22 protein-coding genes are annotated in these 26,874 nt (G+C 55.2%); 11 read left to right on the top strand and 11 right to left on the bottom strand.

Features of this window, described 5'->3' with window-relative positions; genetic code table 11:
- Nucleotides 1–35 precede the first annotated feature (35 nt).
- On the top strand, nucleotides 36–785 hold the full coding sequence (locus ACFFSY_RS32835) for an SDR family NAD(P)-dependent oxidoreductase (RefSeq protein WP_377502460.1): 750 nt from the start codon (nucleotides 36–38) through the stop codon (nucleotides 783–785).
- 39 nt (nucleotides 786–824) lie between these two features.
- On the opposite strand, the gene ACFFSY_RS32830 is transcribed toward ACFFSY_RS32835, so the two are convergent.
- Together ACFFSY_RS32830 and ACFFSY_RS32825 are read right to left on the bottom strand one after the other, a co-directional pair.
- Nucleotides 825–1,445: a TetR/AcrR family transcriptional regulator gene (locus ACFFSY_RS32830; protein WP_377502458.1), complete on the bottom strand. Its 621-nt coding sequence runs from the start codon at nucleotides 1,443–1,445 to the stop codon at nucleotides 825–827.
- A 99-nt stretch (nucleotides 1,446–1,544) separates the two neighbouring features.
- Nucleotides 1,545–2,510, bottom strand: a complete 966-nt coding sequence (locus ACFFSY_RS32825; protein ID WP_377502455.1) for an NAD(P)-dependent alcohol dehydrogenase — start codon at nucleotides 2,508–2,510, stop codon at nucleotides 1,545–1,547.
- Nucleotides 2,511–2,823: 313 nt separating this feature from the next.
- Between ACFFSY_RS32825 and ACFFSY_RS32820 the strand changes: the two genes are divergently transcribed.
- The 9 genes from ACFFSY_RS32820 (at nucleotide 2,824) to ACFFSY_RS32780 (ending at nucleotide 15,107) form a co-directional block, all read left to right on the top strand.
- Nucleotides 2,824–3,273, top strand: a complete 450-nt coding sequence (locus ACFFSY_RS32820; protein WP_377502452.1) for a MarR family winged helix-turn-helix transcriptional regulator — start codon at nucleotides 2,824–2,826, stop codon at nucleotides 3,271–3,273.
- 270 nt (nucleotides 3,274–3,543) lie between these two features.
- Nucleotides 3,544–3,909, top strand: a complete 366-nt coding sequence (locus ACFFSY_RS32815; protein WP_377502449.1) for a VOC family protein — start codon at nucleotides 3,544–3,546, stop codon at nucleotides 3,907–3,909.
- A 287-nt stretch (nucleotides 3,910–4,196) separates the two neighbouring features.
- Nucleotides 4,197–8,213 (top strand): S-layer homology domain-containing protein, encoded by a 4,017-nt coding sequence (locus tag ACFFSY_RS32810; protein ID WP_377502446.1) that lies wholly within the window; start codon nucleotides 4,197–4,199, stop codon nucleotides 8,211–8,213.
- 115 nt (nucleotides 8,214–8,328) lie between these two features.
- Nucleotides 8,329–8,613, top strand: a complete 285-nt coding sequence (locus ACFFSY_RS32805; protein WP_377502443.1) for a DUF2277 domain-containing protein — start codon at nucleotides 8,329–8,331, stop codon at nucleotides 8,611–8,613.
- A gap of 73 nt (nucleotides 8,614–8,686) precedes the next feature.
- Nucleotides 8,687–10,672: a dihydroorotate dehydrogenase gene (locus ACFFSY_RS32800; protein ID WP_377502440.1), complete on the top strand. Its 1,986-nt coding sequence runs from the start codon at nucleotides 8,687–8,689 to the stop codon at nucleotides 10,670–10,672.
- A gap of 90 nt (nucleotides 10,673–10,762) precedes the next feature.
- On the top strand, nucleotides 10,763–11,167 hold the full coding sequence (locus tag ACFFSY_RS32795) for a VOC family protein (protein WP_377502437.1): 405 nt from the start codon (nucleotides 10,763–10,765) through the stop codon (nucleotides 11,165–11,167).
- 80 nt (nucleotides 11,168–11,247) lie between these two features.
- Nucleotides 11,248–11,625: a hypothetical protein gene (locus ACFFSY_RS32790; RefSeq protein ID WP_377502434.1), complete on the top strand. Its 378-nt coding sequence runs from the start codon at nucleotides 11,248–11,250 to the stop codon at nucleotides 11,623–11,625.
- Nucleotides 11,626–11,924: 299 nt separating this feature from the next.
- A complete protein-coding gene (locus ACFFSY_RS32785) occupies nucleotides 11,925–12,725 on the top strand; it encodes a hypothetical protein (RefSeq protein ID WP_377502432.1) in 801 nt (266 codons plus the stop codon).
- 78 nt (nucleotides 12,726–12,803) lie between these two features.
- Entirely contained in the window at nucleotides 12,804–15,107 is a 2,304-nt protein-coding gene (locus tag ACFFSY_RS32780) for an S-layer homology domain-containing protein (RefSeq protein WP_377502429.1), read from the top strand.
- Between the two features lie 506 nt (nucleotides 15,108–15,613).
- On the opposite strand, the gene ACFFSY_RS32775 is transcribed toward ACFFSY_RS32780, so the two are convergent.
- The 8 genes from ACFFSY_RS32775 to ACFFSY_RS32740 all read right to left on the bottom strand — a co-directional run bounded on the left by ACFFSY_RS32775 (nucleotide 15,614) and on the right by ACFFSY_RS32740 (nucleotide 25,259).
- Nucleotides 15,614–16,495: a MerR family transcriptional regulator gene (locus ACFFSY_RS32775; protein ID WP_377502426.1), complete on the bottom strand. Its 882-nt coding sequence runs from the start codon at nucleotides 16,493–16,495 to the stop codon at nucleotides 15,614–15,616.
- A gap of 86 nt (nucleotides 16,496–16,581) precedes the next feature.
- Nucleotides 16,582–17,697, bottom strand: a complete 1,116-nt coding sequence (locus ACFFSY_RS32770) for a glycosyltransferase family 2 protein (RefSeq protein WP_377502423.1) — start codon at nucleotides 17,695–17,697, stop codon at nucleotides 16,582–16,584.
- A 13-nt stretch (nucleotides 17,698–17,710) separates the two neighbouring features.
- Nucleotides 17,711–19,237 carry a phytoene desaturase family protein gene (locus ACFFSY_RS32765; RefSeq protein WP_377502420.1) on the bottom strand — a complete coding sequence of 509 codons (1,527 nt, stop codon included), beginning with the start codon at nucleotides 19,235–19,237 and terminating at the stop codon, nucleotides 17,711–17,713.
- Complete coding sequence (locus ACFFSY_RS32760; RefSeq protein ID WP_377502417.1) at nucleotides 19,230–19,739, bottom strand: glycosyl-4,4'-diaponeurosporenoate acyltransferase CrtO family protein; 510 nt, start codon at nucleotides 19,737–19,739, stop codon at nucleotides 19,230–19,232. Before ACFFSY_RS32760 ends, ACFFSY_RS32765 begins: the two co-directional genes overlap by 8 nt.
- Nucleotides 19,740–19,772: 33 nt before the next feature.
- Nucleotides 19,773–21,134, bottom strand: coding sequence for an aldehyde dehydrogenase family protein (locus tag ACFFSY_RS32755; RefSeq protein ID WP_377502414.1), 1,362 nt, complete (start codon nucleotides 21,132–21,134; stop codon nucleotides 19,773–19,775).
- Between the two features lie 28 nt (nucleotides 21,135–21,162).
- Entirely contained in the window at nucleotides 21,163–22,659 is a 1,497-nt protein-coding gene (locus ACFFSY_RS32750) for a phytoene desaturase family protein (RefSeq protein ID WP_377502411.1), read from the bottom strand.
- 23 nt (nucleotides 22,660–22,682) lie between these two features.
- Nucleotides 22,683–23,543 (bottom strand): phytoene/squalene synthase family protein, encoded by an 861-nt coding sequence (locus ACFFSY_RS32745; RefSeq protein WP_377502408.1) that lies wholly within the window; start codon nucleotides 23,541–23,543, stop codon nucleotides 22,683–22,685.
- A 348-nt stretch (nucleotides 23,544–23,891) separates the two neighbouring features.
- Entirely contained in the window at nucleotides 23,892–25,259 is a 1,368-nt protein-coding gene (locus ACFFSY_RS32740; RefSeq protein ID WP_377502405.1) for a dicarboxylate/amino acid:cation symporter, read from the bottom strand.
- 245 nt (nucleotides 25,260–25,504) lie between these two features.
- Between ACFFSY_RS32740 and ACFFSY_RS32735 the strand changes: the two genes are divergently transcribed.
- Nucleotides 25,505–26,368: an ROK family protein gene (locus ACFFSY_RS32735; protein WP_377502402.1), complete on the top strand. Its 864-nt coding sequence runs from the start codon at nucleotides 25,505–25,507 to the stop codon at nucleotides 26,366–26,368.
- A gap of 85 nt (nucleotides 26,369–26,453) precedes the next feature.
- Here ACFFSY_RS32735 and ACFFSY_RS32730 read toward each other — a convergent pair whose 3' ends face one another.
- Nucleotides 26,454–26,837 (bottom strand): hypothetical protein, encoded by a 384-nt coding sequence (locus ACFFSY_RS32730; protein WP_377502399.1) that lies wholly within the window; start codon nucleotides 26,835–26,837, stop codon nucleotides 26,454–26,456.
- Nucleotides 26,838–26,874: the final 37 nt, after the last annotated feature.

Here is a 26,874-nt window from a genome sequence, read left to right as displayed (position 1 = left end):
TAGGAACAATAGACATGGAAAAGAGGCGTATGGCTATGGGACGTTTGGACAACAAAGTCGCGATTATTACGGGCGCGGCGAACGGTATGGGAGCGGCGGAAGCGAAGCTGTTTTCGCGCGAAGGCGCGAAAGTAGTTGCGACCGATCTAAAGGCCGAGGCTCTGCAGGAAGTCGTGCAGGAGATCCTGAACGAGGGCGGAGAAGCAATGGCATTGGCGCATAACGTAGCTTCGGAGGAAGATTGGAAGGCGGTCGTGCGTCAGACGGTTGAGAAATACGGCAAAGTCGACATTCTCGTCAACAATGCCGGCATCGCTTCCACGATGACGCTCGCGAGCGGGATCGATATGGAGAAGTGGGACCAGGTGATGAGCATCAACCTGAACGGCTGCGTGCTCGGCATGAAGCATGCGATTCCGGAGATGGAGAAAGCGGGGGCTGGCTCGGTCATCAACATCTCGTCAATTGGCGGCATCGTTGGCATGGCGGGCTCCAGCGCTTATACGGCGGCGAAGGGCGCGCTCCGTTCGTTGTCGAAGGCGGCCGCGGTCGAATTCGCGAAGAAGAGCATTCGCGTCAATTCGGTGCATCCCGGCATTATCGAGACGCCGATGACGGCGCCGTCGTTCCAGGAAGCACTGCCGTTCTACAAGACGTTCACGCAGCTGCCTTACTTCGGCAATCCGGAAGACGTCGCTTACGGCGTGCTCTTCCTCGCTTCGGACGAATCGCGTTTCATGACGGGCGCGGAATTGGTCATCGATGGCGGATGGACCGCTCTGTAATACAAAAATAAATCCGGCCGCGGACGCGCGGCCGGACGTTTACGAATCCGATCCGCGCCTCTCGAGCCGGATCGGATTTCGCTTGTAAGGACCGTGCAGCGATAAGTTCATCAATTGCGCGGCGATATTCTCCTCCGAATAGGGCATGCCCTTCTCCACCCACCAGACGATGACTTCGAGGAAGGCGGACTCGACGAACTTGACAATGACTTCCCGGTTAGCGGTCAGGTTGGCGTCGTCGGGCTCCGTCTTGTCGATGCCCGACTGCACGAACTCGTGCAAGACAGCAAGCAAACCCTCCGCGAATGCCGGTATCCGATTGCGGACGAGCAAGGCCGAATAGATCGGATAGTGATCGGCGATATGCCGGAACATGCGTACGAACACGGGATGGGGCTCGCTGGCCGCAAAGTCGTGAGCGAAGGGCGGATCGAAGCCGACCGCCACGCGGAGCTCGTCCAGAATGTCGCTGATGCATTGAAGAACGAACGCATCTTTATCGGTGTAGTGCAGGTAGAACGTAGGCCGCTTGACCTTCGCCCGTTCCGCGATATCCCGAATCGTGACTTGCTGGATATCCCTCTCTTTCAGCAGATCGAATAGGGCATTCCGCAGCAGCCGGCGGGTGCGCACGACACGGGGATCCATTCGGTTGGACATGATCTGCGGCGCGCCGCCCGTGCAGGGAGCGCGCCAAACACCGCCTTTTTCACGAGATTTGTACCTTATTCTAACGCATCCATCCCGCATCAGGCTACTTTAATCCTCCACCGTAATAATCACATTCCCCCGTTTACGCCCCGTTTCAACATAGCGATGCGCATCGACGATTCGTTCCAGCGGGTAACGCCGGTCGATGACCGGCCGAATGCCGCCCGACTCGGCCAACGTTTTCAGGAAGAGGAGATTCTCCTTGTTCTGCCGGAGACCGGCTGCGGTGAATTTCGCTTTCTTGCCGGTGCCGATCGAGGTCCAAGCTGCTTGGAACAGCATGGCCGGCGTTGGAACGGTCGAGAGATATGTCCCGCCTGGATGGAGTGTTTGTTTACATCGCGAGAACGAGCTTTTGCCTACCGCATCGAATATCACGTCATACGGACCGCTTCGGGTGAAATCGGACTGCGTATAGTCGATCACCTGCCTGGCTCCGAGCGATTGGACAAGCTCCACATTCGGCGTACTGCATACCCCCGTCACATCAGCGCCGAGAAAGGCAGCCAGCTGTACCGCATAGGCGCCAACCGCGCCGGAAGCGCCGTTCACGAGAAGGGACTGGCCGCGCTGTATCTTGGCGACATCACGGAGGAAAATAAGCGAGGTTAGCGCCCCGTCGCAAATGCCAACGGCTTCTTCGAAGGTCAGGTTAGCCGGCTTGACGACTAGCGGCGCATCCTCCGGCAGGCACACATACTCCGCGTACGCGCCGAACCGTCTCGGGCTGATGCCGAATATGCAGTCGCCTGTCTTGAACTGCGTGACGTCTTTGCCGATGGATTCAATTACCCCGGCCAGCTCGACCCCGATGATCGGATATTTCGGTCTGGCTAGCCCGTACATGAGCCGGATCGCAGCGGGGTCGGCCTTGCGAAAGGCGCAGTCCGCAGGCGTGACGACAGCCGCATGAATACGAATGCGGACTTCATTGTCAGCAGGCAAGGGGATGGCGACGTCCCGGAGCGATAGAACATCCGGCGATCCGTATGTGGGACAGACGATAGCTTTCATTCATATTCCTCCTTAAGTTATCGATTGCACGGCTATTCGCGATGAAGAACGTTTCCTCCGCGTTTGATGAAGGTATGGGGTGGGAGCGGCGAGCGATTGGCAGGAAGGAGCGTCGTTCTTTCAAAGGGCCACGATCGTGTGGATATAGGAATAGTTATGGATATGCTGGATGTAATATAAAGTATACACCATGTAAGATAAACTTTACATTAATAAAATTTCAAGGCGTGATAATTAAAATAGTTGCAATAGCATCCTATTTCGCATACAATGCAATTAGTTGCAATGACATCCTATTTAGGAGGTAATCGAGATGGAGAACGGATGGACGCCTGCGAGCCGGGGAGCTTCCGAATCCCATGGCCAATACATTTCGGCGATTTATCGCCATATGCAGGTGCTGATTTCGTCCGAGCTGGCGCCATACCGGATCGGCAGCGGGCAATATATTTTCCTGATGGCGATTGCGTACCAAGAGGCGACGACGCAGAAGGCGCTGAGCGAGAAGCTGCTGATCGACAAGACGACGACCGCTAAGGCGATCGCCAAACTGGAGGCCGAGGGTTATGTGCGGCGGGAAGCCGATCCGGCCGACAATCGCTACCAGCTGCTGTATCTGACGGAAGCGGGGCGCGATGTGGTACCGAAAGTGCAGCAGGCGCTGGACCGTGTGAAGAGCAAGACCCGCCAGGGCATCAGCGACGAGCAGTACGAGGTCATGATGGGCCTGCTCAAGACGGTGCTTCGGAACTTAAGCGAGTAGCGTATGCACGGGGAGTGACGAGACAGGTGCGTATGAGTGCGCAGGTTGGTGCTTGCGAAGAATGCACTCTTAGCGGAAGGCCGCGGTACAGCACGAGGTTGACCGCCGAAGTGTGACCGAGCACCGCATGCCGCGATGGCACCACGCGCCGGGAAGCGCGTGCAGTGCGGACCGACGGCTTGTGGAAGTAACGCGAAGGACAGTCGCCGCGTTCGAATGACAGTGAGCTTAAGAGAGTGATTCACATAATCTCGGGGAGGAATGATGAATATGATAGCACTTCCGTTTATCGTGGTGGACAACTGCAAGGACGAGATCCAGTTTTATCAGCGTATTCTTGGCGGGGAAATTTCGATTCTGCGCAAACAGGGCGAGGACGTATGGAACGCGGATCTTCATCTCGAAGGCGCGACGCTGAAGTTCGCCGATACGCAGGCAGCGAAGCCGACCGGTAAAGGCGACTACGTGCGCGTGTTCCTGAAGCTCGACGACGAGGCGGCATTTCGGCATGTGTATGAGCAATTCGCAGCCGGTGGGATGATCAACACGGAGGCATACGAAGCGCCGTTCAACGGCTTGCTGGCCATCGTCACCGACCGGAACGGCGTCTGCTGGGTACTCTCGTATTACCGTTAACCTAAAATCCGGCGAGAACCGGACAGATTGCAGACGAGTTAAGGCGAGGCCGTTCGGATTCCGTAACGGCTCGCCTTTTTTCGGCTGTAGGTTGCGACATATAGTTGCTCGCTGTGTCTGCCGTGACCATGCTTAACAAAATTTCATGTTTAAACAGAAAAAATAAACAGGGATATAGTCCTAGTTATCGAAATTTATATGAGAAGGACAATTTTATGTCATTGTGGGGGTCGTATATGTCTTATTTGTCGGGAAAGAAGCGTTTTTTTGCACGATTATTATGTTTAATGCTGGCGGTGACGTTGGGTGCTCCCTTCTCGGGACTACAGTCGTCGGTTGTGGGAACCGCTCACGCGGATGCGGAGGCTTCGACCGTAAGGCCTGCCGGTACGTTAGCGCTGGGCGCCACGCTGACCGATTGGGTATATGACGGCGCAGCGGACGCCATCTATGCCATTTCGAGCAATGCGAATAAATTGTACGTGATCAACGGGCAAACGCTGGCGATCGAGAAGGAACTGCTCGTCGGCTCGCAGCCATCGGATATCGAGCAATACGGCGACCAGCTGTTTATTGCGCTCTCGGGGGCTTCGTTCATTCAGACCGTCGATACAACATCCCGGTCGTTGGGCGCCCAGCTGGCGACGACGGTTAAACCGCTTCGGCTTGCGGCGACGCGGGATTATATTTTTTACATTAATGGGGATTCCTATGGTTTTCAGAATCAAGTGTTCAAGTTGGAACGGTCAACGGGCATTAGTTCGTCTCTTCCGGTTAGCTACATGAGTGGACCGGTACTAAGGGCGGACGAGAACCGTCATCTGTTATATGTTGGGGAGACCGGCAGTTCAGGGTCGGATCTTATCGCCTTCGACTATGAAGCCAATCGGAAGGTAAGCGATAGCACGTATGACGGCAATTACGGGTTCGGCTTCCCGTATCCGATGATTTTGACGGATGGCAAGGATGTGTTCTTCGGGGGATCCAGATTGGATGGCGCCGACCTCGCCGTGATTTACGGCGCATATCCTAGAGAAGGTTCATATAATTACCTGATCTCATCCATTATGGATATGAATGGAGCTTACGTCGCGACCTCGCAAGGGCTATACGATAAGGAGCGGTATCTCCGGGTTGCGTCTTATCCATACGAAGCGGACAAGGCGCTAATCGGCAAGAACGGCCGCGTGTACCTCCAAGCGTCTTTTCCGTCCGGGGGGCCGATTGAAGCTTACGATTTGAATTTAGCGTCGCCGCTGCCAACGGTTACGTTCTCGCCGGCGGCGGACGGCCAGATCGTTAGTAGTCACAAAGTCGATAGCTGGGTGACCGAGGACGCCTCGCCTTACTTGTATGGCGTTTCTTCCGAGACCAATGAGCTGATCGCGATCAGCAAGACGGATTTATCAATTGCGTCCAAACGGTATATCGGCTCCAAGCCTGAACATATCGCCTTGCGAAATGGCAAGCTGTATATTGCGTTCGGCGGCGAAACCTTCATCGGAGTCGTCGAAGCGGCGTCCTTGGATGCAGGGGTTCAACGGATCAAGACGGCCTCCAACCCTCATAAGGTATTTCCATCCAGCGGCCGCATTCTATATTGGGGCGAGGATACGTTCTATTATTTACACGCGACTGACGGGGTGACAGATCGGCGCGTGTTCGAGCAAGGGAATCATGCGCTTAATCCCGACTATGGCGCCATCTTCTACAATGCGCCAGACAATACGCTGTATACCAGTGCATCCGGGGCAATCTACAAAGTCAACCCAGAGACGCTGGCGTTCACCCAAGCAACTCCGTTCAATTATGGTTCTTCCGGCGGAAACCTATTCGTGGACGGGGACGATCTATATTTCAACCGGCAGAGAATGGATATAAAGGCGTTGGGTTCGGTGTTGGGCACTTATCCCGAGCAGGTGCTGTATGCCAGGGGCGGGCTGGTGTTCGGGCAGAAGGCCGTTTATAACCGGGACACGTACGTGAAGGCAGCCGAATACCCGGCGGAAGTCATGGATGCGTATGTATCGGCCGAAGGAGAGATTTTCATCCTGTCCGGCATGCAGCTTCAGAAATATGATGGCATTGACGCGATCCGCAAGGCTTTCACGGAAAAATTCACGCCGAAGGAAGTCACGCTTACCGATATGGGCGAGATTGCCGGACAAGTAGAGGGGTATCTGTCCTTTGCTCCTGTTCAACAGATCGGCAACTATGCGTTTTACTTTCTAAATGCCCAAAGCGAGCGGGTCGGCCAGCTTCAAGCGTCATGGGACAGAATGTTAGAGAACGGTCACTACGCATATAAATTTTCGGCTACGCCAATCCCAGCTGGCGCTAAATACATAGGCGTCGTCTCGTTATCTAGCGAGGGCGTCGAGCTTGGCGTAGGCAAAGGCCTCATTTGGGATGTACCTGCCTATTTTGCCGATACCTTGAAGTTTTCCGATGTGAACACGGATGCGCGCTATGTGCAAGGAACGGTCAGCTGGACGATTCCGAATGCGGATGCGCAGGCGGTCTACTCGCTTTATTGGCTGGGCGAAGACGGACCGACCGAGAAGATTGCCTCGTTTGACGGCGGGGAGACGAAGTATAGCTTCGATTTGCCAAAGACGGAAATAGCCGGTGCAGCCTTCGGGTTGGCGCTTGTGCACGAAAGAGATCAATCTGAGGCGCCGGTCTACCAATACCTGATATTCGACGACTTTATCACCCCGGAGCTTGCCTCAAGCGACATCGTGATTGTGAAGAACCAATACCTGGCCGATAAGGTGACCGTGTCGCGCGTTTCACAGGGCGACCGCATTAATGTCTACAACCAGAATGGTCTGATCGGGACAGGGATTGTCAATACGGGGGCCAGCTCCCTCACTATCGAGATTCAAAATCTGGGCAATCCCGGCGCGAAGTTGCTCGTAACCCGAACGATGCCGGGCAGATTCGAGAACGAGGGCACGCTGATCACCATTCCGGCTGTTAATGGCGGTGGATCCACCGGCGGTGGCGCCATTCCGGGACCGGGACCGATTATACCGGCACCAGGCGGCGGTGGCGGCGGAGGCGGCGGAGGCGGAGTGACGCCTACCGTGCCGGCGCCTTCGGTCCCTGGCGGGAGCGGAGCCGGAAATTCGGCTAATCCAGCAGGCGCCAACGTGGATATCAAAGCCGACGACATCAAAGCCGGCATGGAGAAGGAAGCCTTCAAGCAGTCGGGGACGCTTCTTCTCAAAAGCGAGAGCAGCGAGTCCAGCGTCAATTTCCGCTTACAGGCGGCAGATCTTCGCAATGCGCTGAACGGGAACAATCAAGCTAAACTGGAACTGAGCGCGCCATCCGGCTCGTGGACCATCGATGCGCAATCGTTGACGGAAGCACTCGGCAAAGTGAAGGATGCGAAAGATGTTAGCATCACGATCAAGGCCGCCAACGAATCAGATACGAGCGGCGTGAAGAGCGCCTTGCCGGCGAACGGCCAGCTGATCGGGTCGGCCATGACCTTCGAGATTACGGTCAGCAACGGGACGGACAGCGAAGTCGTAGATCGCTTCTCGCGTTACATCAATCACACGTTGACGATTTCCGCGGGAGACGTGCCGCTGGACGAGCTGGCGGGCTTCATGTTCGATCCCGCGACAAGGACGCTTCTGCCGGTCCCGGCCACATTCGAGCGTCGGGATGGACAGATCATCGCCTCGCTGCACCGCAAAGGGAACTCGACCTATGCGGTCGTACGCAACAAGAAGACGTTCAAGGACGTGCCGAGCGATTCCGCCTTTGCCGCCGGCATCCAAGCCTTAGCGAACCGGGCGGTCATTAACGGCCTGCCCGACGGCACGTTCAAGCCGGAGAATAACGTGACGCGCTCCGAGTTCGCCACAATGCTGGTCAAGGCGCTCGGCATTCAGACGGACGCTGACAATCCGGGCAAATTCAAGGACGTGGCAGCGAACGGCTGGTACACCCCTTACGTCTTGGCGGCTTCGGCGGCGGGCATTATCGACGGGGATATGGAAGGCAAATTCAGGCCGAATCAGACGATTACCCATCAAGAGATGGTGGCCATGCTGGTGAAAGCGATGCGTTACGCCAGCTACAGCGCGAATGCGCCGACAAGCGGAGATGACGCAGCGGCCGGTATACCGAACCTCTCGAATTGGGCAAAATCGTACTATGTGGAAGCGAGCCAGGCGAAGCTGATCGGACAAGCGAACGATCCGTTCCAATTCCGCGCTAACGCCGCGGCGACGAGAAAAGAGTGCGCGTTGCTCATTTACCGCGTCACGAACGAAGTGTTATTCTAGGCTGCAAGAGGCCAACGGTCAAAAAGCACGGCGACGAAGGTCGTCGTGCTTTTATTTATGCCCCGAATCAGGCGGGACAATGGCCAGATTCGCCAAACAAGAAAGGAAGAAGCCCATGTGCCGCAATATTAAAACATTGTTCAACTTTGATCCGGCGGCCAGCGAATACGAAGTGAGGGCCGCGGCCGTTCAATTCGTGCGCAAGCTGTCCGGCTTCAACAAGCCGTCGAAGGCGAATGAGGAAGCGTTCCAGCTCGCGGTCGAGGAGGTTACCGCGGCGGCGCAGAAGCTGCTGGATTCCCTCGTGACGACGGCCGAGCCGCGTAACCGTGAAGTCGAAGCGGAGCGGGCCAAGATCCGCTCAATCAAGCGGTTCGGCCCGGCAAGAGACGGGCAATAGGGCAGATTCGGGCTAACGATGGCTGCGTGCGCGAAGCGAACCAGCGTTATCGCGAGAGGAGGGATATGCATCCATGCCCGATTGGTCTTATCAAACCTTGTTCCGTCCGCTGCTATTCCGTCTACCCGCACGGGCCGCCCGCGGACTTACGCTTCGTGCAATGGGAACCGTGAGCCGGCTTCCTGGCGGTACGCTGCTTATTAAGACGCTGGGCCATATGGAGCCCTCCCCGGTGCTGGCGACGACGTTCGCAGGCCTCAAGCTGGCGACGCCGGTCGGCTTGTCCGGCGCGGTCGATCCCGAGCATCTCGCGACGCGCGCCCTGTCCCAGCTCGGCTTCGGCTTCGTGGAAGTAGGTCCGATTACGCCGAGCCCGATTCGACACGAGACACCGATTCGAGTGGATGTAGGAGAAGAGGCGATCGTGTACCCGAGCGCTTACGAGAACGAGGGTGCCGAGGCGGCGCTCCGACGCATGCGGACGCCCGATCATGGGCTGCCGCAGTTCGCGCGAGTCGCCCCTTCGCCGAATGCGGATCGGGCGCAGACGATCGAGGAGCTCGAAGCGCTGCTGGATAGGTTCGGAGGCGAGAGCGGCGTTGCCGCACTCGTGATCGAGGGCGTGTCGGCGGGAAGAAGCAAGGAGGACAACGCTGATATCGTCAGTCGGTTGACGGCTTCTCTAACCGGGCGAAATCTAGCCAAACCGTGCTTGCTTTACGTACCGCTTGATCTTCCGGACCGTTGGGTAACGGAACTTCTGCAAGCCGCCGATCCGTCCTGCTGGAGCGGATTCGTCATTGGGGACGCCATAAGCGGCGGGGAAGACGCGATAGTCGGCCGCGGCGGCAAGGCCGCTTGTCTGGCGAAATTGGCGCTCATCCGGTCGCAAGCGGCGGGATCACCCGCGCTGCTAGCTTCGGCGGGCGTACATGAACCCGCAGACGCGCTGGAACTGATGGACGCGGGGGCCGATTATGTACTGCTCCACAGCGGCTTCGTCTATGCGGGACCGGGACTGCCGAAGCGGGTCAACGAAGCCGTGCAGCATCGCAAGCTAGCGGATGCGCCCAATTCTGAGAACGATCCGCCTTTCTGGCGCAATTGGGGTTGGATGTGCCTGCTCGGTATCGGCATGATCATCGGCGGCCTCATCGCATGGCATATCGCGACGAGCACCGTACTGCTTTCATACGATGAGGACTTCCTCGGCATGACCGGCGGCGAGGTGAACGCGATTGCCCCGCATTTGCTGCATTTCATGTCGCATGACCGGATCACGCTCGCCGGCACAATGATCTCGATCGGCATCCTGTATTATCGGCTGGCGAAGCACGGACTTCGGTACGGCTTACATTGGGCGAAGACGGCGGTGCTAGTGTCCGGGGCCGCCGGTTTCCCGAGCTTCTTCCTTTATTTGGGTTATGGCTTCTTCGATCCGCTGCATGCCGCGGCGGCGGTCGTGCTGTTCCCGATGTTCCTGCTGGCGTTGCGCCGCAACCCCGATCGTCCTTACCGGGGGCCGGTGAATCTGCGGGGCGGCAAGGTATGGAGACGGTCCCTCTGGGGACAGCTTTGTTTCATCATGGTCGGCTTCTCGCTGTGCATCGGCGGGATTGTCATCGCCGCCGTCGGCGTTACGGAGGTGTTCGTGCCGCAGGATCTCCGCTATCTGGGGCTGACGCGCGAAGCGCTCGACCTCATCAATCCGCGCCTCGTCCCGCTAATCGCCCACGACCGGGCGGGCTTCGGGGGCGCTTTGCTGGCGGATGCCGTCATGATTCTCATTCTGGCGCTCTGGGGCTTGCAGCAGGGAGCGCGGTGGCTGTGGTGGACCTTGCTTGCGGGCGGAGCGCCCGGGTTCATCGCGGGCTTGGGGATTCATCTTAGCATCGGCTACACCGACTTTGTTCATCTGCTGCCGGCATATTTCGTCTTCGCGCTGTACGTGGCGGGCCTTATTTTACTTTATCCGTATTTGATGAAGAGCGAAGACGATGTTGGTGTTCAAGGATCCGTATCGTGTACTGGCGCATTCCGAAGTCGAATTCGGGAGTAAGTCCGAAAAAAATGAAAACGCTACTGACACACTGTTGTCAGTAGCGTTTTTTTATAATCGGAGTAAGTAACATGAAGGAGTGGGGAATACATGCATTTTGCTTCTGTACGCATCATTACCGACGACGTGGATCGTCTCGTCGAGTTCTATGAGAAAGTCATGGGTGTTTCGGCGGAACGCCCCGCGCCCGTCTTTGCCGAATTCGTTGTGCCATCAAGCACCCTGGCGATCGGCCACACCCAGACGGTGGAACTGTTCGGCGTCGGTTCCGCAGTGGCGGCCAACAATCGCTCTGTCATCCTTGAGTTTCACGTTCACGATGTCGATGCCGAATACGAACGCTTAAAGCCATTTGTCGACGAATGGGTAAAGGAACCAACCACGATGCCATGGGGGAACCGTACTATGCTGTTTCGCGATCCCGACGGCAATCTGGTTAATCTCTTCGCGCCGGTAACCGAGGAAGCGATCAAACGGTTCAGCGGCAGGCATTGATGAACAGTTGAATGGAGTGAGACCTCAATTTGTGGTCATGGTATCTAGAAGAATTAAACAATCACGGGAGGGTATTATTTATGTCAACACCTATCAAGACAGAGGATCTCGTCCAACTCTATAAGGAACTCTGGAGTACGACAGACGAAGCTCGCCGACACGAACTAGCATCTCAGCTGTTGAGTGACCATGCGACGGTCTCAATTGCCCAGCCTCAAACACTGCAGATCCATGGACATGCCGACATCGAAACACATATTGCATTCATCCATAAAGACCTCGTAGAGAATGGCTTGAGATTTCGTGTACTCGACAACACGATCGGCCGCAATAACAACGCCGTGAAATTTAGCTTTCAAGCGGTAAACGGCGCTGATGAAGCAGTCGTTAATGCAACAGTCTTTCTCATACTTGATGATGAGAACCGTGTCGTAAGCGACCATACATTTTTTGGATAACCGATGTTTCTTAAACGAGCAAGCACGGAGCGGGCGATTACATCGCGCATAAGATGCCGGGAAATAAAGCATATGTTGCCTACAAGGAGCAATTCCGACTAAGTCGATGTGAAATTAACAAAAAATCATTGACAGTCTGTCAAAACGCACCTACAATTAGGTCTAACTTAGTCGGATGAATATCGGAAGAGATCTACTGGACCGCCAGAGATCCAACGGGAAGCGCGCCATGCGCGTTCCGTTGGATCTTCTTTTTTTATCCGAACTCATTACCCTTCGGACAAAGGATGTGCTCGCTCATGAAAAAGCCCGCGAAATCGAAATTAAGCTTATCCCTGCTCGTTGCAGCGGTATTATATGCGTTCTCGACTTATGCCGCCGTATCGGCCAATAAGTCGCCGGACGAAGAAGCGGTTACGACTCCCGCCGCTGCGCCCGTTACGTCCGGCCAGCAGGCCGGAAGCCAAGCTGCGGCTCCATCCGCCGCGAGCGCAGCGGCAACGAACGTCGTATCCGCGCCGGTTGCGGAATCGGCAGCTGCTTCGGCACCGACGGTAGAGCCGGTGGCCGCGCCGGAGACGGCACAGGCGTCGGATGAGAAGGCAGCAGCCGCACCCGCAAGCCAGCCGGCGGCCGCGCCGGTAGCGAAGGAAGAAGCATCTTCCGCGAATTCTGCGGCAGCCGAGCCGGCTTCAGAATCAGTGAATGCGGCGAAGCCTGAAGCAGCCAAGCCAGCTGCCAAGACGGCCGCGCCTGCAGCTGACGAGAAGGCAGAAGCCAAAGCCGCGCCGGCGAAAGCTCCTGCCGCTGCCGCAGCGGGCACATCGTCCACCGCGTCGAAGGCAGCTGCCTCCGCGCAGCCGAAAGCAGCGGCTTCGGCTCCGGCTGCGAAAGCGCCGAAGGCAGCCGAACCGGCGGCCAAGGAAGCGAGCAAGCCAACCGCAGAAGCAACGGCTGCGCCTGCAGCCGCACCTAAAGCCGAGCCGAAGGCGCAGGAGAGCGCGCCGGCACCGGCAGCCGCGCCGGCGACAACCGACAGCGCGCCTGCTTCCGGCACGACCGCTCCTTCCGGCGGGGCGACGAGCGAAGAAGACTGCTAATCTTCGAACGGTACGCCGCCGTAAGAATAACTTTCACGCTATTGAAGAAGAACAATTAGAGAAAGCGGGGACCTATCCATGAAAGCCACCTCCCGATTAACCCGATTCGCCGCACTGCTGCTGGCCTTATTCCTGATCGTACCCGCCGCGAGCGTTGGCGCCGCGTCGGTCGTATCCGGCACGGCCGGCGGCAAGACGGACCACTTCGATTATTTCAAGGATGCTTACGCGAGCTTGAAGAACGCGGACAGCCACGTGTTCAAGACTGCCACTTACGAGGATCTGGTGACGCTGTTCAAGAGCGAAGGCACCTTCGCCATCCTGTTCGGCGGCGCGTGGAGCGCGGAGACGCAGGCGGATATCGGCTATATTAACGAGACCGCCAAGGCGTACGGCATCAAGACCATTTACAACTTCGATCCGAAGCTGGACGGCAAGTCGCTCGACATCGCCGACAGCAAGAACAAATACGCGCACTACTACGTAGATCTGGTGAACAAGTATTTGACCAATCTCACGACTCTCTATAACAAAACCGACGGCAATGCCGATCATAACGTCAGCTACACCAATGATGGCGCTGCGGTCACGGCGAGCAAGATCCAGGCTCCGTTCCTGTTCGTCTACAACAAGGACAATAAGAACGGCACGGCGAGCGCGCCGATCATCGCTTCTCTAGAGAAGCACGGCAGCGCGGAAGGTACGACGTACGACGCCTCTTATTTCTCGAACGCGGACAAAGCCGCCGCTTACAAAGCGCAAGTGCAAGCTGTACTGAGCAAAGTGCCGGCAGCTGATTATGATGCGCTGACGAGCTGGGAGTTCATCGGCAATGCGTTCAACCAAACGTTCTGGAGCGAGAATCCGAAGTACGATCCCGCTACGGGCGGCACGGACAAGAAAGTGACGATCTTCACCAAAGGCGTGGACAATTACGACGTATTCGAGCACGTCACGTACGACCAGCTGACCCGCATCCTGGCAAGCGAAGGCAACTACGTCTTCCTCTTCGGCGGCTCCTGGTGCCCGAATACGCAAGCGGATATCCGTTTCATCGGCGAATACGCCAAGAAGCATGGCGTAGATAAAGTCTATCTGTGGGATACGAAGCTGACGGCAGGGGTTGACGTCGCCAGCAGCACGCATCCGCATAACAACGACGAGCTGCAAGTTCGCGCGAACAATCACGATTACGCGAAGCTGTACGGCGACCTTGTATCGACATACCTGACGAACATCAAGACGCAGAACAAATCGGCGACGCCGCCGGCCCAAATCACGTACGTGAACGACGCGGGCCAAACCGTGAAGGCGGACCGCCTGCAAGTTCCTTTCCTGTTCGCGTACAACAAAAGCAACCTGAACGCGGACGGCACGAAAGCGCCGATTCTCGGCCACGTGGAACTTATGTATTCTTGGACCGGCACGAGCTCGAACGTAGACCCAGCTTACGTGTTCGGCAATGGCATTGCCGACGGCTTCAACCATAAGTCGCTGACGGAAGCGCTGGATGCGCTCTACGGTCGTCTGGAAGCCGTGCCGGCAGGACTTACGGCGATTGCGCCGACGGCTGCAGGAGCGAGCGACGGCGAGATCCTCGGCACATCCGGGAAGCTGCTGGAGTACAAAGCGGAAGGCGCGCCGGATTCGGCTTATCAAGCGACGAACGGCGAAGCGATCAAGAACTTGGCGGCGGGTGCCTACTCGGTTCGCTATGCGGCGAAGAACGGCTATCAAGGGCCGGTCACGACGCCGGAGAAGCTGCCGAAGACGCCGGCGACCGTAGCTTATGACGCGGGTCAAGCGGCGACAATAACGGTGCCGCAAGCAAGCGCAGCCGCGTTCAAGGATGTGCCGGCTTCGGCTTGGTACAATCAAGCCGTTCAATACCTGGCGGCACGCGGCATTACGGGCGGCACGGACGCGAGCCATTTCAGCCCGAACGCCGAACTGACGCGCGGCGCGTTCCTCGTGCTGCTGCTCAAAGCCTACGGCATCGAAGAGGCGGCCGCAGGCGCGGATAACTTCGTCGACGCGGGAAGCGCGTACTACACGGGTTATCTTGCGGCAGCCAAGCAGCTCGGCATCGCGACGGGCGACAGCGGCAACCGGTTCGAGCCGAACACGTCCATTACGCGCGAGCAACTGTCCACGCTGCTCTACCGCACGCTGAAGACGCTGGATCGATTGCCTTCGGCATCGACGCAAGCTTCGCTGGCCAGCTTCAGCGACGCTAATCTAGTATCCGGCTATGCGAAGGAAGCAGTCGAAGCGCTCGTGGCGGGAGGCATCCTGACCGGCAGCGACGGCAAGCTCAATCCGCAGGGCGTGACGACGAGAGCGCAAGCGGCGCAGGTGCTGTATAATTTGCTCGCGAAGTAATCGCGGACTATCGCCAAAAACGCCGGGGGACTTGTGCCCCCGGCGTTTTTGGCGTTCTGCCGATCCAAGCGCGCATCTGTCGCGCGGACAGGCCCGGAATTCGTTGTGCGCTTACGCACCGTGGGACGATTAGTCAGTCGAAGCGGCCATGCACCTTGTTCGGGAAAGTTGGGTAGAGAGGGGGGAGGGGCAATACCGTCAGGATAAGGAAAACGTCCTGTGGAAGTACCACGGCCTATAGTCGACAGACTTAGGCCTTAGAACTGACTTGAAAACCGACTAAAGCTTTGTCCGCAGGACAAAAGCGTGCCCACATTCGAACCCACCCGCCGACAGCGAACAAACGTGCCAGCACGAAAAGGGAGTCCAGAGGTAAACGTTTTCCGGATGGAAAACGACATGGGAAGCCTATGCTCGGTCCTCTGGTTCCCCTCGGCGGAGGGGGAGGGTGCACAAGGGGGAGGGGCAAGCCTTTCGGCGAGAGCGGAGGGCCTAAATCGCAACCCTTAATCACGGTACCAATCTTCCCATTGATGGACGGACAGGTAACGCACATTGGCTTTAACTGCACGCCTTGCCGCCGGGTCGCCGAACGCGGCTCCTCCCAACAGGAATCGCAATCGGGGATTATTCCGCGCGGCTGTTTCGATCCAATTCATGAGCTTGTCTATATAACGGGGATCCGTAACCGAAGCCGCGATGAACGAGATATGCTGGTTTTCAATAATCGCTTCCAGCCCTTCTAATGGCGTGTCGGGGCCGGAGTACAATACGTTCACGCCTCGTTTGCGCAAGAAAAGGCTGAATGACAACAGTCCGATATGGTGACGCTCTCCTTCAGGGCAAAAAGCCAACACGACCGGCAGGCTCGAATCGATGGGGAAAACCCGAAATAAAGCCGACATTCTCCGCAGAATCGTTTCCGAAGCGAAATGCTCTTGAATGACGGTGATTTTCCCCTCTTCCCACTCCTCCCCGATCCGATACAGAACCGGAACGAATACGCTTCGAAACGTTTCTTCCAGGTCATACAGCGCAAATATCAAATCTATGGTTTGATCCGCTTGGGTGGAATTGAAATGAATTAAATCCGTGTAGAGCTTCTCGACAAAACCGTCGTACGACTTGTCGGTTACCGGCGGTTCGGCGGCCTGTTCCGCAGGAACGGATTCTCTTTGCTGCAGCAGCAATACCGCTTCGCTGATTTTTAAACCGTTTTTTTCGGTCTGCTCTTTAAGAAAACCGAGCCTGGCCAGATCCTCATCGCTCAGAAGACGGTGGCCGCCGCTGCTTCGTTGGGGGGAAATGATCCCATAACGATTCTCCCAGGCGCGGATCTTGACTACCGAGATGCCTAGAAGCTCCGATGCCCTCTTCATACTATACATCTTTCGTTCCCTCCTCTCTGTAATTATACATAATCGATACAAATACGAGGGAGTCATGCCGATTAATTATTTCCGGGTTCATTTCCTTACACTTCTATTTTGCGGCCTTTCCATTTTACCGAATGCAATACACGGGCCCGGAACAGAGAATAGAGGTGGATGGCAATGAAAAACAAGAACAAAATCGGATACAAGACGAACAGTCCCCGATTGAAATTGCCGCATCTGCGAGCGAATAGCAGCGTCTGCAAGGCATAAGCCGCATACAACAGGGCGCTAATCATCATCGCCCCGGGATTGAAAGCCGCAAGGGAGGAGATGAGCGCACCGGTACTGATGAAACCGCCGGAAATCCAAACGATGATCATCAGCATGACGATCGGATGAGTAGACTTGGATCCAACCGCAAAGCTTTTGCACCAGCCCTCGATGAGGCTTTTCAGTCCTTCCGGGTACATGCGGAACGTGATTACGCCGCTCCCGCCCAAACAATGCACAGGAAGGTTTTTGTCCAGGAAGGCCTGTCCCAGCGCCAGATCATCCAATATGGCGCCTTGGACGTTGCGATGGCCCCCCGTCAGAAAGTAATCGTCTTTATGGCATAAAATGCATGGACCAAAAGAGCCCGCGGTGTTGAACCGAGACCCCCAATAGGTAAACACATTCATTCCGGCAATCACGATCACGTTAAAAATGGCGGATACGTTCTCATACAACCGATGTACGGTATGATAGGGCTGCAGGGATAAAATTCCTCTAGCCCCTTTCCGTTGATAGGAACCGAGTAACTTAACCAGGCCGTCCGCATCCATGAAAGAGGTGTCTGCATCCAGGAATAGGAGCCATTGCCCTTTCGCATGCTGCGCTCCGATCCAACAGGCCGCGGATTTCCCTGACCCTGACTCTACCGTTTCGTTGCGTAGAACCTTGGCGCCGAAGCTTCTGGCAATCATCGCCGTCTGATCGGTCGAATGATCGTCCACCACCAAAACCTCGAATGAGTGATAGCGCTGCATCTGCAAGGAACGCAGCAACGGAGAAATCCGGCCGGCTTCGTTTCGGGCGGGAATAATAATGGATAGCATCGGAAAACGAGCGGGAATACCCGTTGGCGTGAGAACCGGCAAACGCCAGAACACGATGACGCCAACTAAAAGAGCCAGCAGACCAATACCAAGATGGACCCCATCCGAAACGGACATCGGATTCCCCTCCTCATTTTCCGGAATAGTCGAATATAATTCCTTGATCGTCCTGCATTAATTCCTGCGTGGCTATTCTAGCCGACAACAGCACGATTGGAACGCCCGCGCCCGGATGGGTGCTGCTGCCGGTAAAGTACAGATTGTCGCAATGCTTGGCCTTGCTTTGGGGGCGCATATGATTGCTTTGAGACAGAATTGGCATGAGACCGAAAGTAGCGCCGTTATAAGCATTGAACTTGGACTCGAAGTCGAGTGGCGTGATGCAAGTTTCCGTGACGATGTCCTGTTCGATATGTTCGAAACCGCGAATCTTTTTTAAGGTGTCGAGAATATAGGTTCGGTAATCCCGGATCGTGTCCTCATTCCATTCATAATTAGCCGCGGCTGCATGAGAAACCGGCATCAAGATGTACAACCCATCTTTCCCGTCTGGGGCAAGCGATGCGTCCATTTTGGAGGCCATGTAGACATAGAACGACCCATTGGTCAGTTTGTTCCCGGCAAACACGTCATGCAGATTTTTTTTCAGATCGTCGCTAAAAACAAAATGATGAACGTGCTCGATTTCCTCGTATTTTCGGTTCATGCCCAAATACAGAAGAAAACAAGAGCAGGAGTATTTCATGTTATCGATCTTCTTATCCGTGTATTTCCCTTTTGCTACCCGGTCTTTCACTAAGTTTTTCATGGCGTACGGGAAGTCCGCGTTGCATACCACGAAATCCGCGGCGACTTTCTTCCCGTCTACGATAATGCCTGCCGCTTTACGGTTAAGAATGTCTATTTCCTGTACACTCTGGTTATAGCGAATGGTCCCGCCCAGTTCTTTAAAGAGCCTCTCCATCGCATGAGCCATGGTATACATGCCGCCTCGAATAAACCATACGCCGTACATGAATTGCAGCATCGGAATCATGGTGTAGAACGACGGGCTTCTAAACGGCGATATGCCGATATATAAAGTTTGAAAGCTGATCATCTGCTTTAGCCTTTCGCTTTTTATATATTTGCTCATAAAATGATCGGCCGTGTCCAACGTTTTCAGTTTCAAAGCTTTCTTCAGCATGGAGAAGTTATAGAAATCGCGGGATGTACGGAAAGGCCTTTGAATAATGTTGTGCTTGGCCACCATAAAGCGTTTATAAATTTCGTGCAGATAGAGAAAAAAGCCTTCCATATCCTCTTCGCTGATCGTTTCTATCGTCTTTGCCAATTGCACAAGATCGGAAGAAATATCGTAAGGTTCATTGGGATTATCGCTGTAGTATACCCGGTACATCGGGTCCAATCTCTCCATGGGAATGTAATCATCCGGATTGCGGCCGCAAAGCTCGAATATTTCCCTGTATATCTCCGGCATCATGACGATCGTAGGCCCCAGATCAAATTTGTAGCCGTTCGTTTCGATCCGGTTCATTTTCCCGCCCGGCAAGGCCTCTTTCTCATAGATTTTGACCTGGTATCCGGCATGCTGCAATCGGATCGCGCTGGCCAGACCGGCTACCCCTGCGCCAATGACAATAACCTTCTTACTCATGGAGTGCCTCCGTTCCTCTTGTATTCATCCCGGAAGTAATGGCATCGATACGTCCGCGATTGTAGCGCTGCACAATAATAAATGGCAGGTTGAATATCCCAGCATAGAAGATCATGATCCAGCCGACCCATATTGGATTCCATATGAAAAACAAGGGCGCAGGCGCCATAGACAGCCAGTGGGTCAGCTCCGCGCGTTTGGTCTCGGCGGCGAAAACCTTCAAATCGCTAATGCCGGTCCCATGCAATCTCTTCTTGCCGTAGCCCTTTTTGAGAATGGCCGTCCCGTCTACCAGACGCCCTTTCCATTTTTTGACCAGAAATAACCGCTGCCATAGCTTGCCGGATTTCTCCCATGCGAAAAGCCGAAACCAGACGCTGTCTTTCAGAAAAACCGACAAAGGCATTTTTAGGCAAATGACGGAGATGACGAGATGGAAAAAGGCCCAAGCGAATATATCGAGAACGATAATCCAAAGGCTAGGTAACGATAGGTGCGGCACGTCAGTCCTCCCGAATGATTCGCTATGGCTCCCTTACAACAGCCATTTTCTAAACCTCCGCACGATCTGCATGTTCTGACGGGAATAAGGCGGAAATTTATCGGATACATGCAAGTAACGGTATGCTCTGTAATCGGTTTGCTCGTAACTGAAAGCCAGAAAGCCCGCTTGGCCATGATAGCTGCCTTGTCCGCTGCGTCCCACGCCGCCAAAAGCAACGCGGGGATTGGCGCCATGATGGATGACTTGATTGACGCTGACGGTTGTCGAGCGCATATAGTGTCGGACCAACTGAATATGCTGCTTGTGCGTGCTGAATAGATACGCGACCAATGCATCGCGCTGAACCGTCTTGGAGTCTAATAGCTCTTCCAGGTCACGATAGGGGATGACAGGGAGAATGGGGCCGAAAATCTCCTCCTGCCCGATAGAGCTTCCTGGCGGTATGTCCGTCAGTACGGTCGGGGCGATGAATAAATCATCCGCATCGCAGGCGCCTCCAAACCGAATGTTGCCCTGCGTCATCAACTGCAGCAGTTTTTGAAAGTGCCGGACATGACAAATGCGAGCGTAGTCTTCGTTTTCCTTGGGAGCATCTCCGTAAAACTCCGTTAGCGCCGAAGAAATTTCCGATAGCGTTCTTTCATAGACCGATTCATGCACGAATAGCGTGTCCGGGGCAATACAGGTCTGTCCAGCGTTAAGGAATTTGCCCCAGACGATTTCCCGAATCGCCGCGGGCGAGAAACCCGTTTCATCGAGGATGCAAGCGTTTTTCCCGCCGAGCTCCAATATGACGGGGGTTAGCTGTTCGGCAGCCTGCTGCGATACGGCCTTTCCCGTTTCTTGGCCCCCCGTGAAAAAAACGAGATCAAAAGGCAGGCTCGTTAATAGCTTGGCCGTCTGCGCATCCCCCGTCACAACCATCATGACTTCAGGAGGAAACGTTCGGCCGACCATTCGGCGAAGCAGTTCGCTTGTTGCCGGCGCGTATTCCGACGGTTTGATCACGCAGCGATTTCCCGCTGCGATCGCGCTGATGGCCGGCATCAATGCGAGCTGCAGCGGATAATTCCACGGGCTGATGACGAGCACGTTGCCGTACGGACTTCTCCTGGCGCGAATCGCTTCCATGTACCCGAATTTGAACTGGCAGGAACGCCTGGGTCTCGACCATTTCCTTAGCGACTTGCACACATGGTCAATCTCATTCAACAGAAGGGCAATTTCAAAGGAAAAGGCTTCGAAAGCGGGTCTTCGCATATCGGCAACGAGCGCATTCAGGAAGGCCTCTTCATGGTCGATTAGCATCCGTTTCAACCGCAGAAGCGTTTTCTGGCGCTCTTTTACGGTAGGGGCAGCGCTAGGGAGCCCCCTTTCCCGTTGCTTTTGCATGGACGCAAGCAACGCGGCATACGCTTGGTCACCCAAGGTTCTCATCCCTTTGCACGATTTTATCCCGTACCTGCTGACCGCTTAGCGTAACCATCGGCATCCCGCCTCCGGGGTTTACCGTCCCGCCGACAAAGTACAGATTGTCATAGCGCGCACTCTGCTTCGGATGCTTAAACCCTTTATTTCTCTTGCGATCGGATAAGGTGCCGTATATGGCTCCGCGGTCGGATCCATAGATCCTTTTAATATCTTCCGGCGTCCATACATCTTGGGTCACGATATGGCTGCGCAAATCATCCAGCCCCATTCGTTCCAGTTTGATCAGCACCAACTCGGTAAAACGGTCATAATCTTGCTGCGTAAACGGTTTATCCTGAATATAGGGGATATGGGGCAGTACTTTAATATTTTCGTACCCTTCACGCGTCTGGGCAGGGTCTGTTTTGTTTACATTCACCAGATAAATGATCGGATCATCCGGCAGTTCATGACGGCGAAAAATGGTATCCATTTGCCGCTTCATGTCTTCCGCGAAGAAAAAATTGTGGTGGGCAAGCTGCGGATACTTTTTCTTGACGCCTAAGTGCAGGACAAGTCCCGAACTTGCCGGTTCGAATTTCTTTTTTAATTTTTGGATAAAAGGTTTCTCTTCCTGCAGCAGCTTCTCGTAGAACGGGATGACTTCCATATTGGAGACATAATAATCTGCCGACAGCTCCGTCCCGTCTTCCAATAATGCGCATGTAATTTGGCCGTTTCGCTTTTGGAGCCGGACAATTCGTTTGCCGGTATGAATCGCCACCCCGGCTTCCTCTGCCAGCTTAACCAATCCGCGGGCGAGCAGATGCATGCCGCCAGGGACATACCACAAGCCTTGCTTATGCTGCATGTAAATCATCATATTCAATACGGCCGGAGCATCATACGGAGAAGAACCGACGTATTTAATGAAATAGGAGAGCATGTCCCTCAGATCCCGATTGCTTATTCGTTTCGCAATGGACGCATGCACCGTCGAAAACAGGTCGAAGTTCATCAACGCATTGAACACGCCGTTGTATCGCGCGATATCTTTCGTGTTGTCGGCACCCTGCTTGAAGTAACCTTGCTCCGTCATCTCGTACAGTTTTTTGGAGTATTGCAGCAGGTTCCTGTATTCAAGCATGTCCTGCCTATTCAGCGAGGGATTGTTCGCTTCCATTTCTTCGAGATCCTCATAGAGGTCGATTTGGTTGCCGTTCGGAAAAAAGGATCGCCACTGATGATTCAGTTTGACGGTGGGGACGTAATCGGCCATCTTTTTACCGCTTGCGGCAAACAATCTTTCAAAGATTTGAGGCATCGTCAGAATGGAGGGGCCCAGATCAAAGCCAAAGCCATCTTGCTCGAGTCGATTAAGTTTGCCGCCTATATGATCGTTCTGTTCGTATAAAGATACGCGATAACCGCTTTGTCTCAAGGATATGGCGGCGGATAGACCGCCAAGCCCGCCTCCGATAATCAACACGCTTTTCTTCTTCGACAATTCCACCAACACCTTCCCGCAATTTAGGAGCAGCTGGCAATCGCAGCTCTGATCTTGGTCATTTTATCCTCGGAGATATAATTGCGCCGGGAAATGCAGTCATAGCCGCTGCCTCTGACCGCATCCAGGATGCCTCTGTACACGCTCGCGGACAGCGATAGCGGCAGCCTGCTGTCCGCGTCAAAGAGAGGAATGTTCCGATAGAATTGGTCGTATAAGGACTCCGCGCGTTTAGCCATCCGCTCCCACAACTTGACGAAATTCTCGTTGATGAGGCCATGGCGCAAATCCGCCTGCGTATATTGAAAGCGCGCCATTTCTTCTTCAGGCAAATAGACGCGCTGCTTGTTGTCGAAATCGTCCCCGACGTCACGCAGAATATTGGTGATTTGCATGGCGATGCCCAGATCGATCGACGATGAACGCAAATCCTCGGATGGTTTGGAAGCCAGAATGGGCAGCAGCATCACGCCTACCGAGCCCGCAACATAATAACTGTAGCTTTCAAGCTCACGCATGTTTTTCGGAATGGCAAAATTCAAATCCATGAACTGTCCCGTCAGTTGGTCGTGGAATGGTTGAATGTCCATCTCGTAGTCGGTAAACACTCGCCGGAGGGCACGCCATAGAGGATGATCAACTTCCGCCCGGTCGCCGAATAAATCGAGTTCGTGCTTTAATCGCTGCAGCGACTCGAGCCTTTCCGTATACGGTCGGTTGGAGTCCGCGCAATCGTCTGCCGTTCGGCAAAAAGCATAAATGGCATAAACGGCATTGGCTTTTTCCGGCGGAAGTTGCGAGAAAGCGTAATAAAAGCTTTTGGAATGTTTCTTGATAATGGTTTCGCAATAAGAAAAATCCGCTTTCATTTGCTCTTTGTCCATGGAACGAACCTCCTTCACGCGATGTTTTGTAGAGGTTTTGTATAGATATTAACGTAACTATAACTAATTTTGTATAACTTGTCCAACAATTGATCCATAAATCTCTTAGAAAAACAAAAATACCCTCTCCAAAAAGAGAGGGTATGGCCGTAAAAGCAGTTGCAGAAGAATGCAAATTTACAACCTGGTTTCGACGGATCGTTCGCCGACTATCCATGAATCATGTCCGTACTGCCCAGCGCCAACGCGAACGGAGCGTCGACAGGGTGCCTGACACGACAGACCAGCCGCCCCAATCATGGTGATCGGGGCGGCCGGTCTGCTTGCGCTTTGCGGCGAATAGGCTGATTATACCGCGCTGAGCGCGATCTCTTCATCGTCGTCGCCGTTATTGAACGCCTCGCGGTCGAATTCGCCCTCGGACGAAGCGACGAGCAGGGACGTGACGGTCGTGCCCGTTGCGTTGACAGCCGTACGGCCCATGTCGATCAGCGCTTCGACGCCGGCGACGATCGCGATGCCTTCCAGCGGCAATCCGAGCGCCGTGAGCACGACGGTCGTCGAGATGACGGCAGGTCCCGGCACGCCGGCGACGCCGATCGACGAGATGATGCTGACGAGCACGAGCACGATGTAGTCGGTCGCCGTCAGGTCGATACCGAATACTTGCGCGGTGAACACCGCCACGATAGCCGGCCAGACGCCGCCGCAGCCGTTGAAGTTGACGGATGCGCCGAGCGGGGCCACGAAGCTGGCGATGCGCGGGGACACGTGCAGGCGCTTCGTAATGACTTCCAAGTTCACGGGCAGTGTCGCGTAGCTGCTGCGGGTCGTGAACGCGACGGCGATCGTCGGATAGATTTTGCGGAAGAACCGCAGCGGGTTCACCTTCGCCACGAGCAGCACGAGACCGCCGAAGACGAGCACGAAATGGATAATAAGGGCGGTATACGAAGCGAGAATAACGCTGCCGAGCTCCTGCAGCGTCTCCCAGCCATAACGGGCGGTAATGCCCGCGATGAGCGCGAACACGCCGTACGGCGTCAAGCGGATGACGAATTTGACGACTTGGTGCAGCACCTGCGTCAGCGACTGGATGAGATCGCGTACCGGCTTGACGGCCTCCGCGTTCTTCGAACCAATCTTGATGATGGCCACCGCCAGGAAAATCGCGAAGATGAGCACCGGCACGACTTTGCCGTTCGCGGCTTCATTGATCGGATTCGCGGGCACGAGATCGAGAATAACTTGCGAGAAGGTCGGGATCTCGCGCGCTTCGAAGCCTTCCGGCACCGCTTGTTGGATGCCGCTGCCGGGATTGAACGCCAAGGCGACCAAGAGGCCGATGATCGAGGCGATACCCGTCGTGCCAAGGAACCAGGCGAACGTCTTGAACCCGATTTTGCGCAAATATTCCAAGCTCGTGAGCGAAGAGATACTGTTGAGCACGAGGACGAACACGAGCGGAATGACGAGCATTTTGATCAAGCTGACGTAAATGCTGCCGAAGGTCGTGATGCCCTTCGTGTCGTAGTCCAAGTTCTGAAAGAGGATGCCCGCCAGCAGTCCCAGGCCGAGGCCGATCATGACGCGGGTGCCGAAGCCGACGCGCTTTCTCGCCAAGACATACAGAATGAAGAAGACGAAGATCGAGGTGACGAAGCTGTACCAGTTGGTCTGGACGGCCGCGAGCAGGTTGTTCTGAACATCGTCCATTATCGATATCCTCCTAAGTTGATTAATTTAATTGGAATTATGTGTTTTACTGTACAAACAAACAACATGTCATGTCAATTTCTTTTTTGGCAAACGTTGCAAGAAGGCTGTGGGCATGCGTGAATTCGACTCTCGTTTTGTCACAATATACATATAAAGGTTTAAATACCAATATGAATCCATGTGTGCTAGCATAATAGGGACTAGCATCTCAGACCTGCGGAAGACTATGGGAGGTGGAAGCGATGAACCGTTATGTTGGCGTAGAGATCGATGGGGATTGCATGTACATGATGGCGGATACGCCCTCGGGTGTCGTGGAACATGTCGTGGCGACTGGCCAAGCCTGTACACTCGAGCAACTGCGGCGCGAGGTGGCGGATTTCGCGGCGAAGCTGCCGTACAAGCCCCAGGGCATCGGCGTGGGCGTGCCGGGCTTGGTGGCGGGAAGCGGGAAGGTGGAGCTGAGCCATGTGCTGCCTGCGCTGAATGGCGCGACCGCCGAGGCATTCGCGGCTGAAGCATCCGTCCCGGTGGCGTTCATCAACGATGTGAAGGCGGCAACCATGGCGGAGGCTTCGCATTATGCGGACCGCGATACGGTGGCGGTTATACTGCTGGATGCGTTCATTGCGTCGGGCGTCGTTGTGAAAGGCGAGTTGCTGCTCGGGGCCAAAGGCTGGAGCGGAGAGCTCGGATACATGGTGATGACGCTGGACGGCAAGCCGAAGCTGCTCGACACTGTCGCCAGCGGATACGCGATCCTGAAGGAAGCGAATCTTACGGATGAAGAGCTGCGTACGAGGCTTGAGACGGGCGACGAGGGGGCGCTTGCGTTCGTCCGGCAGGCCGGAACCTATTTTGGCTACGCGCTGGCGAATTTGCTCCATCTGTACAACCCGGACGTGATGGTCATCGGCGGCAAGACGACGACTTATGCAGGCTATATGGAGGCGGCTCGAGACGCGCTCGAGGAGCAGGCCCTGCCGGAGCTGCTCGCCTGCTGTACGATCGAGCGGCCGAAGATTACGCAGCGTATCATTGCGTACGGCGCCCGCGAGTATATTCGCAAGCAGCTCGGGGAGCGTGCACAGGAAGCGAGCGTATGACGGAAGACGCCAGTAGGGCGTGTGATGGGAGATTCGAAGCGGAGCGGCTGGCAGCTTGCTTGCAGCCAACCGCTTAGCGGGCCGTTTAGGCGGGAATGGAGACGTACGTAGGCACCCACTTCCAGCCGCTTAATCGCAGATGCAGCGTAACCGGCTCGTGGAATCCGACCTCGCCGTCGTAGTAGTTGTCGACCGTTACGGAAGCCGCGAAGAAGAAGTGAAACGGGAAGCCGGCCCGGTACCGGTGACGCTCGGGTTGGTAGCTGGCTTCATAATTCGCCATGCCGCGCAGCGCAGGATGAAGCTTGCGATAGAGATCCTCCTTCATCCACGCCTGGTAGGCCGGAGCGGGCTGCATGCCAGCTTCCACGATGCGCTCGGCGCAGGCTCGAATACTGGCGCCGACTCCGATATAGGCGACGAGCAAGATGGCGAGAAGGCCGAGTACGTTCCGTTTTGCTTTGCTCATTGCGATCTCCTTCCTATGCACTACATGAGATGGTTAT

The organism is Paenibacillus aurantiacus, from assembly GCF_042431225.1.
GTDB classification, from domain to species: Bacteria; Bacillota; Bacilli; order Paenibacillales; family Paenibacillaceae; genus Paenibacillus_Z; species Paenibacillus_Z aurantiacus.
This window is presented reverse-complemented; position numbering and strand designations above follow the sequence as displayed.

Excerpts from the sequence above, each read along its gene's own strand:
- ACFFSY_RS32835 (WP_377502460.1), top strand. The coding sequence starts at position 36 with ATGGGACGTTTGGACAACAAAGTCGCGATTATTACGGGCGCGGCGAAC.
- ACFFSY_RS32830 (WP_377502458.1), bottom strand. The coding sequence starts at position 1,445 with ATGTCCAACCGAATGGATCCCCGTGTCGTGCGCACCCGCCGGCTGCTG.
- ACFFSY_RS32825 (WP_377502455.1), bottom strand. The coding sequence starts at position 2,510 with ATGAAAGCTATCGTCTGTCCCACATACGGATCGCCGGATGTTCTATCG.
- ACFFSY_RS32820 (WP_377502452.1), top strand. The coding sequence starts at position 2,824 with ATGGAGAACGGATGGACGCCTGCGAGCCGGGGAGCTTCCGAATCCCAT.
- ACFFSY_RS32815 (WP_377502449.1), top strand. The coding sequence starts at position 3,544 with ATGATAGCACTTCCGTTTATCGTGGTGGACAACTGCAAGGACGAGATC.
- ACFFSY_RS32810 (WP_377502446.1), top strand. The coding sequence starts at position 4,197 with ATGCTGGCGGTGACGTTGGGTGCTCCCTTCTCGGGACTACAGTCGTCG.
- ACFFSY_RS32805 (WP_377502443.1), top strand. The coding sequence starts at position 8,329 with ATGTGCCGCAATATTAAAACATTGTTCAACTTTGATCCGGCGGCCAGC.
- ACFFSY_RS32800 (WP_377502440.1), top strand. The coding sequence starts at position 8,687 with ATGCCCGATTGGTCTTATCAAACCTTGTTCCGTCCGCTGCTATTCCGT.
- ACFFSY_RS32795 (WP_377502437.1), top strand. The coding sequence starts at position 10,763 with ATGCATTTTGCTTCTGTACGCATCATTACCGACGACGTGGATCGTCTC.
- ACFFSY_RS32790 (WP_377502434.1), top strand. The coding sequence starts at position 11,248 with ATGTCAACACCTATCAAGACAGAGGATCTCGTCCAACTCTATAAGGAA.
- ACFFSY_RS32785 (WP_377502432.1), top strand. The coding sequence starts at position 11,925 with ATGAAAAAGCCCGCGAAATCGAAATTAAGCTTATCCCTGCTCGTTGCA.
- ACFFSY_RS32780 (WP_377502429.1), top strand. The coding sequence starts at position 12,804 with ATGAAAGCCACCTCCCGATTAACCCGATTCGCCGCACTGCTGCTGGCC.
- ACFFSY_RS32775 (WP_377502426.1), bottom strand. The coding sequence starts at position 16,495 with ATGTATAGTATGAAGAGGGCATCGGAGCTTCTAGGCATCTCGGTAGTC.
- ACFFSY_RS32770 (WP_377502423.1), bottom strand. The coding sequence starts at position 17,697 with ATGTCCGTTTCGGATGGGGTCCATCTTGGTATTGGTCTGCTGGCTCTT.
- ACFFSY_RS32765 (WP_377502420.1), bottom strand. The coding sequence starts at position 19,237 with ATGAGTAAGAAGGTTATTGTCATTGGCGCAGGGGTAGCCGGTCTGGCC.
- ACFFSY_RS32755 (WP_377502414.1), bottom strand. The coding sequence starts at position 21,134 with ATGCAAAAGCAACGGGAAAGGGGGCTCCCTAGCGCTGCCCCTACCGTA.
- ACFFSY_RS32745 (WP_377502408.1), bottom strand. The coding sequence starts at position 23,543 with ATGGACAAAGAGCAAATGAAAGCGGATTTTTCTTATTGCGAAACCATT.
- ACFFSY_RS32740 (WP_377502405.1), bottom strand. The coding sequence starts at position 25,259 with ATGGACGATGTTCAGAACAACCTGCTCGCGGCCGTCCAGACCAACTGG.
- ACFFSY_RS32735 (WP_377502402.1), top strand. The coding sequence starts at position 25,505 with ATGAACCGTTATGTTGGCGTAGAGATCGATGGGGATTGCATGTACATG.
- ACFFSY_RS32730 (WP_377502399.1), bottom strand. The coding sequence starts at position 26,837 with ATGAGCAAAGCAAAACGGAACGTACTCGGCCTTCTCGCCATCTTGCTC.